This window comes from Desulfoscipio geothermicus DSM 3669 (genome assembly GCF_900115975.1).
GTDB lineage: Bacteria > Bacillota > Desulfotomaculia > Desulfotomaculales > Desulfallaceae > Desulfoscipio > Desulfoscipio geothermicus.
This window is the reverse complement of record NZ_FOYM01000046.1, coordinates 1-15,175: the sequence shown is the minus strand read 5'-3', so window position 1 is coordinate 15,175 and position 15,175 is coordinate 1. Positions and strand designations below refer to the sequence as shown.

Sequence of the window (15,175 nt, the reverse complement as noted above, 5' to 3'; positions counted from 1 at the left end):
CCCAGGGTGCAGATATTTACTGTAATGACGGACATCTTTAGACTAATTAAGCTGATGATAAAACATATGCGTGCTACCGTTATTCCAAAGGAACGGGATGAGTTTTTGAATAAAATGCGAATCAATAGTTTTACACACCCGGTTGGTGTATAAAACTAAATTCATACCTGAAAAAACATTATCCACAATCCACAGGATATCTCTGTCCAATTTTAAGCGCAATTTACGTGATAATATTGTTTAGCATAAATAGACATGATTTTTGTCAAAATAGCCATGGTATTTTTGGTAATTATTTCTTTATTTTTCATGATAGAGACGGGCTTTTCGAACAGGCTCTTGTAATATTTTCGTTTGAACAGCAATCTCTAATTGTATCGACAACATTAATAATGTCATGTGCATAAAACCTGGTACATACTTCTTCGAAATTAGATTTAATTTTTTTAAGAATTCGGATTCCATGCTGGAATTCAGCTGTTTCTGATTTATCGCAGATCATTCTATAGATTTTTTGCGCAAAAATGGTTCCTTTATCTTCTAACTCGCCTAGGACCTGCTTTTCACGATATTCTTTATCGGAAATGTTGTTAATGATTTTTTTGCACGCTTTTAATAATTCAAGCCTTTTTTGCACGAATTCAATGTAACCGGTTGAGGAAGGTTTGGAAAGTGAATCAGTCTTTTTATCGGCAATTGACTTGATTGTATCTACTGAAAAATTTGATAAGTATAACGAGTGTTTATCTATTGTCTCTATTAATAATTTACTCCTGATTTCTTGGGCTAGTTTAGCTAACAATTGTTTCAATAATGAACTATCTTCCGTGGACAGGTAATCCCCAAAGTTAATTTGCTCAATTTTCTCAAAATGCTTTTTTACAATATTATGGTCTTTTTCAACCTTCTCAAAAGCATCCTGGTTGTTCGCATTCTCTCTAACGGCATTAGTAATCTTCATACTTGACTTGTTTTTACTATTGCCACGGGTATCTATCCATTTTACGTAATTCGAAAAGAAAGTGGGGTTAACATCTTCCCAATTCATGATTTTTTTAAATTCGTCTTCACAAAGTTCAGCAGAGACTAACTGAGGGTCGTTTTTCATATCATTGGTTTTTAAAAAATCTTTAAAATTGTCTTCTTTTTGTGACCCAAAATATTCTTTGCATTTTAAACCTTTTTCAACTAATTTACTTTTAAGGGATTTTAATATCTCACTTTTTCCTGTACCTTTTTGTCCAAAAACAATGTTAATATCTTCGTATATTTGAAGTTGGATTTTTACATCTTTGTGTGGGGATACTTCGAATTTATGAATTTTTTTACTACTTAGCAATGTGTTTACAACTGGCTCGTTCCTTTGCGCAAGTAAACAGAATTGTTCATAACTTTCAACTGGAAGCCGAAGATCTGCAAAAGTTGACTCTTCGTAAGTACTCCAATCTTTCACATCACTTCCAATTAAGGTGTTTATTGAATGGTTAGCAAAAATACTTAGGCTTTTATAGTTAGGTGCTTCATAGAATATTCTCCATCTATCCCCAACGATAGCATGTAATTCTTCAATATCTTCTTCTGGAATCTCTGGTTTTTTATGAAAATGTGGTATATATAATACATCACATTGATTTAAATAAGAATATATTTCATTCAGGTTCCAGCAACAGTGGTCAGGATGTTTACCGCATACTAATTCACTAATAGATTTATCAAATAAAGATAATTTGTTTGGGTTTGCTATTATAATTAAATGCCATCGCTTACTTGCCGAGTTGATAATATCAAGTTCTACACCGGGCCAAATCTGGCAAAATCCATTTGTAGCAGCAGAAAAAGTGTCATACTGGTCACAATCAAAATGATTATGATTTGTTAATGCCACGATTTTTACATCAGCGTTGGTAATTTTTTCTGCAAAAATATTCCAGCTGACATTACGAGTAAGAGGATCGCCACTTTTTGTTTTCTTTGTATGACAATGCAAGTCGATTTTCAACGAAATTCCCCCTTTCATAATAATCGTGCAACACTATAAGGAAAAATATATAATAATAAATTTTTATGTAAATTAGAAAATTCGACTTTGATGATTATGGGTTATCCCAACTTCCCATTATAGACATTAGAGACTGTATCAAAAAGTTATATACTATACCCTGTTATTGCTATGGCAACAAACACAAAGCTGTCTCCCGCCATCAGGATATATTAGCTTTGTCTTTAGGAAATATGATAAAATTCTACAATCATGCTAATTAACCTTTGATGAAAAATGGAGCAATACGTCGAATGATAAACATTTACTTACTAAAGACCTAAAATCCAGTTTTGTAGCTCCAGCCGGCAGCTGCCGGCCAGAGCAGGACCCCATAGCAAGGGCAGTTTGCCGGACATGCGTGACCCCAAAACATACCCGTAAGCAGCATGCCCGGCAGTCTTCCCCGACCCCATGCTCGTGCTTACAATCAAAGGAACCGGTGCCGACCTGGCAACCCCAGAGGAATACCCCAGACCAGGTCGGGACAGATGCCTTCCTTCCGGCAGTGTACCCGAGCGACCCGTGAGTATGACCATAGCCAGCCCGGGCACTCTGCCGGCCCGTGCCGGGCTTTAAAGCCCGGCGCACATGACCCCATAGCAGGCGGCGGGCGCTTTTTGCCCGCGGCCGTGACCCGAAAGCCGACCCCAGAGAAAGGCATGCACAAGGACCCGGAAGCTGGGCAGTGTGCCGGCTTTGCAGGACCACGTAGTTATAACCCAAAAGGCAAAGCCGGCACTCTGCCCGACCCCGGCAAAGTTGAATTAAAATGCCAGGGGCCGGCCGGGTTGCCCCGGAGAAATGCCCCGGACCCGGCCGGCGCCTGGCGTTTCCTTAATACCCTCCGGTATACCCTCTGGGTGATGACTACCGCCCGTTCCCCCGGGGTGCGGCCGCCACCCGCCGCCGCGACCAAAAAAGGAGCCGGGCCTAGCCCAGCTCCGGCAGCGGCCGGTGCGCGCTGCGTGCCGCCGCTGCGGCCGCCAGCTCCGCCATTGCCGCAAAGGCGATGTGCTTGCACAGCACCCCGCGTGCCACCGCGTCGTCGCAACTGCACCGCGCTACGCAGCGGGCACCCCGCTGCTCGATGGCCACCCGGTACCGCTTATCACCGTACAGCACCAGCCCCTCAACCCGCTCCGTACACCGCACAACGCACTCCCACTGCCAGCCGGCCTGTATGCCGGCCAGCGCCCGGCCAAACCGGCCATCTTCAACCTTACCAAGCAACCTGCGCAACATCTGCAACCACTCCTTTTTGCTGGAGCAGCACCGCTGCCGGTGCCCTTGTCAAGGGCCGCAAGCTTGCGACGGGCGGAATAAAAATTTTTCCGACCCCATATTTTTGACATAAAAGCCGAGGGAAAAAATTTTATTCCACGTACCCTTGACGAGGGCACACCAGGCGGGCCGGTTACCGCGCGGCAGACGCGCGGAGCTAATACTTTCTGCGCTGCAAAGCGGGCCCCAAGCCCGCCGGAGCTATTACAATAAAATGGTGCGCGGTAGCTAACACCTAACCGGCCCGCCTGGTGAGGCAGCGGTATAGTGGAAAGACCGGAGTGGTTACAGTGGAATGGCACCCGGCGCTGCCGGTAAAAGCCCCCCGGCCCCCAAGATTGGGGGCGAGGGGTTTGGGGGGTTGGGGGTTGAAGGACCCGTGAGCTGGCCAGGGGCGCCTGCGGCTGCCGGTTAGGGACAAAAAATCACCCGAGGTGCCGGAGCTTAGGGTTTTAAATTAGACAGTGCCGGCGTAGCGCGGCATTGGGGCAGAACAGGCGTTGCCGGTTAGGTATGGAGGGCGGGGAAAATGAAGTGACGTTGCCGGCAGGGGCAGGCGCGCCTGGCCGACATGCACGCCTACCCCAAAGGTATGACATGCACAGTACAATAAAAGCCGCACATGACCAGGGCCGACCCGAAAGATTTGGCCCTAAAGCTGGCCCTGGTGATGTGCGGCTTCATTTTTGACCTGACCTGCTTTATGAGGTATGAGGGAACGACGAGCATTCTCTTCCTCAAAACGATGCATCTGTTCCTGGATGTCTCTATGGCTTAAAATAATTAACCCTGTTGACTTTGCTGTACTCTATTATAAATGGCATCGATCATATATCCTTTAACAGTTGATTGGAAGTCCTGGTCATCCATCAACTTGGCGAATATTTCCTGGTTTTGCCCCATTCTATCAATGACCGCTGACATAAATATTTCATCAAACACGTACTTGAAGTTTTCTTTAGTATTATTTTGGGCCGATTGGACAACCGTTTCGTTTTGCATCATTTCTTCCTCAATAGAATCGAAGAAGAGTTTATCAGCGTCGGTAAAGTCTGTTCCATACCGTTCATTTAATATATCGATAATGGTAGATAGTTTCACCTGATCTTCTTCCGCTTTTTTGCCGGTGCCGGCATGGGTAACTCCTTTTAACTTGGGTTGTTCTTCATTTATAAGCGAGATGCTGCCCCTGCTTGTTTCCTCCAGGCGGTAATACTCCATATCCACCTCGTTATCCAGCTTAATACTACCGGTGTCACGGTTTTTAGGCAGCTTACTCAGCAGCATTTGTCCATAGGCATGCAGTTTAAGTAATTCTGCAGACTGAAAGGGCGCAATTTGTGAGATGAAGGAATATAACCGTACATATGATGTTAGGGCTAACTTAAATTCTTCTTGTTCATCTTCGGGCCTTTCTTTATAACGGTCAACAGCCGGGTCTATATATTTATGCAGTTTACCCAAGTCACTTTTGTTTTGCTTGCTCTTGGGCTTAAAGAAAGTTTTGCAGAACGCTTCAACTTCTGACTGTAGGTAGATTTGAAAATCATCTAGCTTGTTTTTTAAGTCAAATACCAGGTTCAAATCCGTAGGTTCTTCCAGCTCAGTTTTTTCATAATAAGGCATCAAAGCTTTTTTAATATCTTCTGCTTCATTAACAAAGTCCAGCACAAAAGTGTCTGTTTTACCCGGGTGGGTCCGGTTTAACCGGGAAAGAGTCTGCACCGCCTGAATACCGGTGAGTTTTTTGTCTACAAACATGGTATGCAATAAAGGCTGGTCAAAACCGGTCTGATATTTATCAGCCACAATCAGTACCTGGTAATCATCGCTGTCAAACTTACCGGGCAGTTCTTTTTCACCAAAACCGTTTATTTGAGCTTCGGTATATTCCTGCCCGTCGTCCTCAAGCACTTTACCGGAAAACGCTACCAGCGTCCTAATATCTGTGTATCCTTTGTCTTTAATATACTTGTCAAAGTGATGTTTATAACGCAAGGCGTGCAAGCGTGAGCCGGTCACCACCATAGCCTTGGCCCGTCCGCCGATTTTGTGCCTGGTGACCCGCCGAAAGTGTTCTATCATAACTTCTGTCTTTTGCGCCAGGTTGTGGGGGTGCAGGCTTACAAAACGAGCAATAGCGCGCCTGGCCTTTTTCTTATCCACGGTAGGGTCTTCCTCAATCATTTTAGCCAGCTTGTAATATGTTTTATAGGTCATGTAGTTTTTGAGCACGTCCAGGATAAAGCCCTCTTCTATGGCCTGGCGCATTGAATACAAGTGAAAGGGCACAGGCTTTCCATCAGAGCCTTTTTCACCGAACATCTCCAGTGTTTTTGATTTTGGCGTGGCGGTAAAAGCAAAAAAACTTAAGTTACTTTGGGGCCCACGTTTGGAAAGTTTCATTAATATTTCTTTTTCAGCCTCATCCTGAACAGCATCCAGTTTCTTTTGCAGTTCTTCCGCTTCTTCCAGGGACTTGGCCGCCAGCACTTCCTTTAAAGCATTGGCATTTTCACCGCTCTGGGAACTATGGGCTTCATCCACGATAATGGCAAACTTTTTACCCACCTGCTGCTCAATTTCCTCTACAATAAAGCGGAATTTCTGTATAGTAGTAATTATTATTTTGGCACCACTTACTAAAGCATGGGCCAACTGGTGAGAATCCTGGTCTATCTTGCGAACTACACCCTGGGCATGTTCAAACTGATAGATAGTGTCCTGTAACTGGCGGTCCAGCACAATGCGGTCGGTAATTACCACAATAGAATTAAAGACAGGTTGGTCATTGAAATCATGCAGGTTAGACAGCCGGTGGGCCAGCCAGGCAATGGAGTTACTTTTGCCGCTGCCCGCGGAGTGCTGAATTAAGTAATTTTTACCGGCTCCGTTTTTCTTTACATCCTGTACCAGCTTGCGTACAGCATCAAGCTGGTGATAGCGGGGAAAAATCAGAGTTTCTTTGGTTATCTTCCGGCCGTCTTTTACCTTTTCTTCCACCTGCAGGTGCATAAAACGTCCGATAATATCCAGCATGCTGTCCCGTTGCCAGACCTCCCGCCACAGGTAGGAGGTACGGAAACCGCCTTCCGGGTCCGGCGGGTTGCCGGCTCCCCTGTTATAACCTTTATTAAAGGGCAGGAAAAAAGTCTTGCCGCTATTTAACCGGGTGGTCATGTGCACTTCATCGGTATCAACGGCAAAATGCACCAGCGCCCGCTTTTTAAACTGGAATATTGGCTCCCTGGGGTCCCGGTCTTCGCGGTACTGGCGCATGGCATCTTTAACGGTTTGATTGGTAAACTGGTTTTTAAGCTCCACCGTAGCAATAGGCAGACCGTTCAGGCTTAACACCATGTCCAGTGAATTCTCGTTTTTGGTGCTGTAGTGCACCTGCCGGGTTACTTTTAAAATATTGGCGTTATATTTATCAATGATTTCGTAGTTTAGCCCGCTGGCGGGAGCGAAAAAAGCCAGTTTTATACGCACGTCATAAAGGTCAAACCCCCGCCGTAGCACCTTTAACATACCGTTGCGGTTTAGAACCTGCACCAGCCGCTGGATTATTTTCTTTTCTACTTCATTTCCAAAGTAGATAATTAGTTTGTCCCATACCTCGGGCTGGCTTTTTTTAATGAAGGTAATTACATCGTTAGGGAATAATGCCATGTCCCGGTCAAATTCGTTGGGGTTGCCCTTGGCATACCCGCCCTCCTCTAATAGGTGGGCTTCAATGACATTTTCCAACGCTTTTTCGGACTTGTCGATGGGCATTTGCTCACTCCCTTCACCTTAAACTTCATCACGAACATCAATTTTGCCGGTAACGGCAGCGGATATAAGGGCCTGGCGGTATTCTTTAATTTTTGTGATTTGTTGGTGTATCTTATTAATTAAGGTGTTTATTGTTGACGTTTTATTATCTAGGTATTCAATTATTCTCTGCTGTTCTCTTAGTGAGGGCAAAGCTATTAACATATTCCTTAAAATGTTTGTATTAATGGACTCACGGGTGCTTCCTACAGACATTAATTGTAAATAATTAGACGATACGCCAGATGAAAACAAGTAAACAAGAAATTGTTTATTAACATTTTTGTTCTTTATTCTTAATCGTAGCATCTGCCCTGATATAAGCCATTCTTCTTGCTCTTTTTTAATAAGAGCAGTTCTTCCCATACTTCCAACTCTGCTAAATACAATGTCATTCTCTTTTAAGCGGTACATTGATAGCTGTGCCGCTTTTACAGCAGAGATCTTTGGCATGTCATTAGAATCTATCTGAAAATCATTAATATGTTTTATTAGAATTAACGGTACTCCCTCATCAATATAGTCACTAGCATGCAATTGAGCACCAAAAGGACCTGTTTGGGCAATTTCAGAATCATTTTTATCAATATGTTTGATTTGTAGTACATTCCAGTGCTCAGGCACTTCCCCCAACCACTCAACCCCCGAATCTTTCATTGGCACATTAGGGTCAAGCCCTTTTGTTACTGCCTGGGTAATAATTGCCTGCCGTTTTTCTTTTAATAATTCAATTAACCGCTCTTTTTTTTCAACAAGCAGGTCGAGTTTTGATGTTTCCCGGTCAAGGAAAGCAGCAATTTTTTGTTGTTCTTCTAATGTAGGAGCAATCATTATCATTTTATTTAGCGTTTGGATCGTTAACCTTTTTAGAGCTGCACCGGCTATAAAGCTATACATTTGATCAATGTTAATGGATGAAATTAACCAATAATACAGAAAATTAGATAATACTTTATTTTCTTTAGGAGAAATTATAGCTAATGATGACAGAACAACTATATTCTCTTCTTTAACTATGGCAGCTCTCCCTATTGTTCCATCTTTGCTCAATAAAATATCATTCTTTAAGGGTCTGCAGCCGTTTTTACTAAGCTTTGAAAAATCATCAAAACTAATTTTAGAACAATTCTTTATATCTATTTTTCCATTAATAACATCTTTAACAGTAACATATGGAAAACCATCATCAATTGTTTCGGGTGAAAAATGAGATCCATCAGTAATACGCTTACATAATAGTTTTAGTAATGTTACATCCCAGTGCTCAGGCACTTCCCCAATCCATTCTATTCCTGAATCCTTATACCTCTTATAACCCAAATATCTCTTTACAGATACCACCATCTAAACTTCCTTTCCACTTAATTAGGTAACCTCTTTCAGTAGTTCCAATATCTCATTCTCCAGTTGCTTAATCTCCTTATCTATCTCCTCCAGCGGCCGCAACGGCTTGTACTCATAAAAGTGCCGGGTGAACGGTATCTCGTACCCAATCTTGGTTTTATCCTCATCAATCCAGACATCGGGCACGTGGGGTTTTACTTCCCGCTCGAAGTATTCATAAATATTCTCTTTCAATGGCACGTTTTCGTAATCACGCAAATCCGGGTCCGGTTCCATGTTGCCCTTATTGTCGTAGCAGATATCGGCAGTTTCATCTTTTTCCGCTAAAGCGTAAATAATAGCCTTTTGCAAGGTGCTATTTAAAGTGACACCTTGTTTTTTAAACGTTTTTTTCAGTAGTTTAATAAACTCGTCACGGTTTTTGTAAACTGTATCCGATATCATTGTTTGCAAAGCGTCTATTATTTGCTGCTGGTATTGCTGGCCTGCTTCTATCTCCGCCCTGGCAGCCGCACCTTTTTTGCGGGATACGGCCAGGTTTTTAAAGGCTGTCTGTTCCTTTAACTTTTCAATCAGCTCGCTATTCACCTGGATACTAAGACGCAGCGGGCGTTCCACCGTAATGCGCTGGTACCCGAAGTCTTCGTTATCGAAAGTTTTGCTGTATTTGCCCTCTTTAAACTCACCGTGTATCCTGGTAATTTCGGCAATATGGTCCTCGCCCAGTTCATGGCGTTTAGCCCCCAGGCTCTTGCGCATCTTCTGGTAGAAGTTTACAGCATTAATTAGCTGCACTTTACCCTTGCGCTTTTCACTCTTTCGGTTTGTTAACACCCAGATATAAGTAGAAATACCTGTGTTGTAGAAAAGCTGGTCGGGCAGGGCAACAATTGCTTCCAGCCAATCATTCTCTATAATCCAGCGGCGAATGTTGCTTTCACCGGATTCCGCGCCACCGGTGAACAGCGGGGAACCGTTAAAAACGATGGCTAAACGGCTGCCGCCTTCCTGCACCGGCTTCATTTTGGATATCATGTGCTGTAGGAACAACAGTGAACCGTCACTTACCCGGGGCAACCCGGCGCCGAAACGCCCGGCATAGCCTAAATTATCATGCTCGTCTTTTATCTCTTTTTGCACCTTTTTCCACTCGACGCCAAAGGGCGGGTTGGATAGCATATAGTCAAACTTCTCGTCTTTAAGGCCGTCATTGGTAAAGCTGTTGCCAAACTTAATACGTGAAGGGTCCTGGCCCTTTACCATCATATCCGCCTTGCAAATGGCGTAGGATTCAGGATTCAGCTCCTGGCCAAAGGCTTTAAGCTGGGCGTCGGGGTTTAAATCGGCCAGGTATTCCGCGGCCACGCTGAGCATGCCACCGGTACCACAGGCAGGGTCATATATTTTACGCACAATGCCCTTCTTAACCAATTCATCGGAGTAATCTTCGTTGAACAACAGGTTTACCATCAAGCGAATAACTTCCCGGGGGGTAAAGTGCTCCCCGGCGGTTTCGTTGGATTGCTCGGCAAAGCGGCGGATTAATTCTTCAAATATGTAGCCCATTTCAATATTGCTCACCCGGTCCGGGTGGAGGTCAATCTCGGCGAACCTTCCCACAATCAAGTACAGCAGGTTGGCATCGTCCAGCCGGTCAATCTGCACGTTAAAGTTAAAGTAATTTATAATGTCATAAGCGTCAGAAGAAAAACCATTTATATAGTTGCGCAGGTTTGCCGCTATATTGTTAGGGTCGTCTAAAAGTTTTTTAAAGTTATAGGGACTTGTATTATGAAAGTTTACACCGGTAACTTTATTTAAAACAGGCCCGATGTTTTGGATGTTCATTTTTTCCAACTGCGGCAGCTGTTTTAGTACCTTATCTTTGGTTGGTTCCAACACGCAGTCCAGGCGCCGCAAAACTGTCATGGGTAGAATAACTCTGCCGTACTCGGACTGCTTATAGTCACCGCGTAGTAATTCAGCAATAGACCAGATAAAGTTAGCTTTCTCTTGAAAGTTTATCATTACTGTGCTCCTTCCTTATGTCCTAAGGCAAATATCATTAAATGTTTACTATCTCAGATTCGCTTACTTATATTCTGATAAAAATATTTTTTAGTTTATATCAAAATACCCAATAATTTCCTTTTTAGTCCTTCGATTGATTCCACTATATAAATAATTTCGATCCAGATTCCTGTTAAAGGCTGAGCAACTAAACTCAGCTATATGCATGCAAGCGTGACACGCACCCTTTTCATCCTTGCATACCGGGTCATATACGCAATAATCCCCCTCGTCTTTAACTTTATAAAGGAGGTTTTGCAAGCTTTGCTCAAAAACGGTGAATAAGCCGCCAATGATAAAGGATGAGCGGTTGTTAACATAAATCATAAAAGACATGGTTTTAGGCAACAGGTATTCGCTTAAAGTGTTCAAGTCAAAACCGCTCAGCATGGTGCACTGCCTTAAAACCAGGTGTGAGAAGCTATGCAATAAAGTAAACAAATAGTAAGTGATTTCACCGTTCTTCGTTTCTTTATTAGCTACCTCACCGAATAAGTCAACCTCTTCCATGTGGTTAATAAACCAAACTTTGACCTCTTCTTCACTGAGCCGGTGGATATCTTCATTAATAATGCCGTTGACTTGAAGCCAGGTTAATACCCTTCTGAGGTCCAATTGGAAGTGCAAAGCCTCGGTTTTTGTGGTATCCATATACACCGGGTAATGATATTTATCAACAGAGTCCATAGGGAAACTATTTAATTTAGCCTGATTGGGTATGCGGGATATTCTTGAGTAGCCAAAGGCAGCATAGGTAATTGGCAAATCTTCAATTAACGTTACATCTCGCAAACCCAATAAACTAATGGTCTCTTTGCTTTCAATAACACGTTGTTCAAAATGGCTGTCTTGTTCTTTTTCCAATAAGCTATCCAGCGAGTGAATTTTGATCTCTTGGTTACCGTTAATCTGGGTATTAATTCTGATGTATTCGTATAGCTCATCACTGACATATTTTATTTTTTCGTCATCTATTTTAATTAAGTGCTCTACTCTTTCTATGATTCTTTCTTTTTGGCTTTTGGCCTGGTTGTTTTGCGACTGCTGCAGCATAGTGTTTATTTGCATTTCAATTTGTTCCTGGGTCAGTCCCATAGACTCAAGCAAGAGTCTCATTTTTTCAATATTATCATCCTTTTCCTGCGCGTCGGAAAGCATAGATAGTAGGCTTTGCTTGCCGTAATCAAATAGTTTTAAATAAGCTGCAGCCACGATTTTGCCGTAGATAACTTCATCTTCGTATTTTTTTTCGCGGCTGTTATCTTTTAAATTGATCATAGTAATTGAATGTGGGTAGTACGTTAAGGAACGGTTGTGGTTTACAATGGTCATTCTGGGTCTGGGATCTTCCTGACAATTGCAATGTTGAAATAACCTGCTCGCTTTTTGGGTGCACCCGGGTACCCGACAGCGCCATTCATAATTTGTTATCTGGGCGCTACCTCGCCTTTCTAGAACAATGTGCTCATCTCCATGCACCGGGCATTTGCGCACATAAATAGGACTTAACCGCCCGCACTCATGCACAGCCACCAGGTCAATTTGCTCCAGTGCTGAACCGCACTTAGTGCAGCGAATTATATCAATGTCAGTTTGGATATCGCGGTATTGGTGTATTTTTTTGCATTTGGTATTGGAACATTCAAATAAAAGCGGAAATAATCTCCCTTGCACCTGGTTTATTTGGGCAAAGTAAAAACTATTCAAGTTCAAACTGCTGGGAAAATCTCTGTGGTTTTCATCCCACCGGCGAATATAACGAATGATTTTATTGCTTATATAAAATATATCAGTATCCTTTTTGTCAATTGCATGGGATACAACATCTTTAACTACAAAAATATAAGGTTCGTCTTCGTAATCAAAAGTTTTGCGGGGCAGATAGGCGTATAAAACCTGGGTTTTCCCTCTATGCATCGGCTTACTCATGGTTTCCGGCTCCTTCTGTACCTCATTTTGGAAAGAAAATCGTTGGAAGGAATATCTTTGGATATAGGAATTTGTTCATCAATATCACGCAGGCTGGTCATGGGCATGTACCCGAATATTTCCTTAAGCTGTTCGGTAGTTTTTTCATTTTTAGGATTAATGAAATGCAGATATATTAATTCCAATCCTTTTCTAATTTCTTTAATAAAATGTTTTGTACCCGGGTCGTCTTGTTTTATTCCATATGCTTCTTTAAGAAAGTCAAAAACTTCTTCTTTAGGAATATAACCCTTGGACAATGCTTCCCGCAGCCCATCGCTGAACCATAGGTTTCTGGCTATTTTATGCCGGATGCGCGGCTGGTAATATTGCAGGACAAGCCCCATGAACAAACCCGGAAGCGTCTTTTGTACGCTAAACTTGGACCATCGGTTAATGGGCACCGGTTCCACTAAACGGTTACTAAATTCGTTAAATTTGCTGAAATAATTAAAATAACCAATATCCCTTTCCCGCCCGGGGCTAAAACACATAAAACAAATGCCCACATGCGTCCGCCCCACCCGGCTGCTGGATTGGATATACTCTGCCACATGCGCCGGCATGCCGTGGAAAATCATAAAGTTTAACCTCTCCACATCTACACCGTGACTTATCAAGCTGGTGGCTATTACGGCATCGATTTGCTTATCCCTTTCAGCAGGAGGATTCTCCAATACATCCAGCGTGCTGCGAATCTTGGCAAAAGTAGAGTCACCGTTTAGCTCTACCGGCTGTATAGGCATATAACCGTTTTCCGTAAGGTATCCGTTGATCTGGCTGGATTCAATCATTCTACTAATGGAAGAACCGGCATCCTTGGAATTTACATATAAAAGCGAGGTTTCATAGTCAAGAAGGAATAGTTCCAATTCTTCTTTAGTTTTTATAGTTTCCAAGCCTATTTTATTGATAATATCAGGGTCTTTTCTTATATCCTGGATAACCATATGAAATGTTTTGATAAGTTCCTGGGTGGCCGCCAGGTGTGTCTTGTTGTGCGGCATTACTCCCACAAACAATCTACCCAGATAATCTTTTTCCCGGGCATAAAAAGAACTACCCAGTTCATACCCCGCTACCGGAAATCTACGTGGTTTCTTGTTATAGAGCTGCTGGATGTGGTTTTCATATTTTTCAATGGTAGCTGTAGCGGCAATAATTTTAAAATTCTTGCCGCCTGAAGTTTTGTTTTGCAGCATCTGAACGAAACCCTCGTAATGAGAGGCAAAGGTGCCAAAGCTTTCCTTTAATAAGTGAAGCTCGTCTTGAATCACCAGAGCAGGAGCCGCGTCGTATAAATTAACGGCCTCTTTGGGTAAATCGCATCTGGCATCTTCCGTGCATTCACCGCAACTCATATAACCGTGGTAAGAACATCTTTCATTAACATTGCCGAGTAAGTGGGTGAACCTCCTTTGCATGCCAATGGAAGCGATTTTGTCCACTGTGCCTACCAACATAGTTGGTAGATAACGGAAAATTTCCTGATCCACAATATATAAAGGCAGCGTTTTTTCCGAACAGCTTTCATTATTACACCTGTGTTCAAGTTGCATTTTGTTTTCATCAAAGAAAATTTCTATGGATTTCTGGTTGCAAAATGGACATTTTTCAACCATTTTGTACCTGTCAAAGAAGTTTTCATACTCAATGTTTAACTTTCTCATTTTCTCAGTTATTTTGTTGGGTGTGTTCTGTCCGCCTGCAAAGTAACCAACAGAAAACGGTTCCATACCCTGCTGTGCTAAGTCTTCGTGTTTTCTGCGTATTTTTTCCGCCTGAGCGTAGATTTCCACTATCCTTTGGAACTGCTGCAAGCTTAGCAAGCGCAAAGGAAAGCGAATCCACGAAGATACACCGCCTTTTTTACCACGTAGTCGATCAAAAAAAGCTTGGAAAATGGCAATACCAAGATAACTTTCCGTTTTACCTCCACCGGTAGGGAACCATAATACGTCTACCGTATCGGTACCATTATTATCAAGATCCGGGTATTCCCTGCCCACCAAGTCCGGTAATATAGACACAATAAATACAATTTGAAACATTCTCCAGCTTTCATGTGGCGTTTCCCTTAATTTATCAACCTCATAAAAAGCTTCGTTCATCAAGCAAAATGCTCTTTTCACTAATGGCACTTTTTGAATGATATCAATGCCTGCCTCAAAACGGTTTTTTTCCTTTTGAAAAGCCTGCAAATCCTTTATGCGCCAGGCTAATTCCTCACTGGTAATTTCCATTTTCCATGTGTCTATCTGTTTTTGCCACTGGCTTTCATAATCTTGCATAGCTTGCAAAATCTTTCCTGAATCCGTGAACTAAATATTAGAAAACCGCCCATAACAGGTGAAATATTTAGTATAATAAAGATACGCTAAGATAATTAAGATACTAATATTTCACCTGTGGGGTGCACACATGAGATTCATTATCGAACAGTCTAACGAATACCTTACTACTCATTCCGGGCTTACATTTGTAGGTGCTCTTATTGCTAAAACCGACCTAAAAAAGCGACTTGATAAATCAAGCATTCCAGGTGTATACACACCAAATATATCACATGGTGATGTGGTTACTTCATACATTGGCTTATTGTGCCAGGGAAAAAGCGACTTCGATCACATTGAGCCGTTTAGAGAAGACGACTTT

At 42.6% G+C, this 15,175-nt stretch carries 7 protein-coding genes and 1 pseudogene; 1 reads left to right on the top strand and 7 read right to left on the bottom strand.

Translation table 11 applies throughout. From position 1 onward, the window contains the following. Positions 1 to 307: 307 nt before the first annotated feature. The 7 genes from BM299_RS17750 to BM299_RS17715 form a co-directional block, all read right to left on the bottom strand. A complete protein-coding gene (locus tag BM299_RS17750) occupies positions 308 to 1,999 on the bottom strand; it encodes a hypothetical protein (protein ID WP_092487621.1) in 1,692 nt (563 codons plus the stop codon). A gap of 972 nt (positions 2,000 to 2,971) precedes the next feature. Then, a complete protein-coding gene (locus BM299_RS17740) occupies positions 2,972 to 3,283 on the bottom strand; it encodes an SWIM zinc finger family protein (RefSeq protein ID WP_092487615.1) in 312 nt (103 codons plus the stop codon). 822 nt (positions 3,284 to 4,105) lie between these two features. Then, positions 4,106 to 7,099 (bottom strand): type I restriction endonuclease subunit R, encoded by a 2,994-nt coding sequence (locus BM299_RS17735; protein ID WP_092487612.1) that lies wholly within the window; start codon positions 7,097 to 7,099, stop codon positions 4,106 to 4,108. A gap of 18 nt (positions 7,100 to 7,117) precedes the next feature. Continuing rightward, positions 7,118 to 8,482, bottom strand: coding sequence for a restriction endonuclease subunit S (locus BM299_RS17730; RefSeq protein WP_092487609.1), 1,365 nt, complete (start codon positions 8,480 to 8,482; stop codon positions 7,118 to 7,120). Between the two features lie 21 nt (positions 8,483 to 8,503). Further along, positions 8,504 to 10,510: a type I restriction-modification system subunit M gene (locus BM299_RS17725; protein ID WP_092487607.1), complete on the bottom strand. Its 2,007-nt coding sequence runs from the start codon at positions 10,508 to 10,510 to the stop codon at positions 8,504 to 8,506. Between the two features lie 90 nt (positions 10,511 to 10,600). After that, positions 10,601 to 11,884 (bottom strand): hypothetical protein, encoded by a 1,284-nt coding sequence (locus BM299_RS17720; RefSeq protein ID WP_131820682.1) that lies wholly within the window; start codon positions 11,882 to 11,884, stop codon positions 10,601 to 10,603. Between the two features lie 593 nt (positions 11,885 to 12,477). Beyond that, on the bottom strand, positions 12,478 to 14,811 hold the full coding sequence (locus BM299_RS17715) for a helicase-related protein (RefSeq protein WP_092487601.1): 2,334 nt from the start codon (positions 14,809 to 14,811) through the stop codon (positions 12,478 to 12,480). Between the two features lie 130 nt (positions 14,812 to 14,941). Here BM299_RS17715 and BM299_RS19770 point away from each other — a divergent pair. Further along, positions 14,942 to 15,175: pseudogene (locus tag BM299_RS19770) on the top strand (IS1380 family transposase); the annotation flags it as partial.

Excerpts from the sequence above, each read along its gene's own strand:
- BM299_RS17740 (WP_092487615.1), bottom strand. The coding sequence starts at position 3,283 with ATGTTGCGCAGGTTGCTTGGTAAGGTTGAAGATGGCCGGTTTGGCCGG.
- BM299_RS17735 (WP_092487612.1), bottom strand. The coding sequence starts at position 7,099 with ATGCCCATCGACAAGTCCGAAAAAGCGTTGGAAAATGTCATTGAAGCC.
- BM299_RS17730 (WP_092487609.1), bottom strand. The coding sequence starts at position 8,482 with ATGGTGGTATCTGTAAAGAGATATTTGGGTTATAAGAGGTATAAGGAT.
- BM299_RS17725 (WP_092487607.1), bottom strand. The coding sequence starts at position 10,510 with ATGATAAACTTTCAAGAGAAAGCTAACTTTATCTGGTCTATTGCTGAA.
- BM299_RS17720 (WP_131820682.1), bottom strand. The coding sequence starts at position 11,884 with ATGACCATTGTAAACCACAACCGTTCCTTAACGTACTACCCACATTCA.
- BM299_RS17715 (WP_092487601.1), bottom strand. The coding sequence starts at position 14,811 with ATGCAAGATTATGAAAGCCAGTGGCAAAAACAGATAGACACATGGAAA.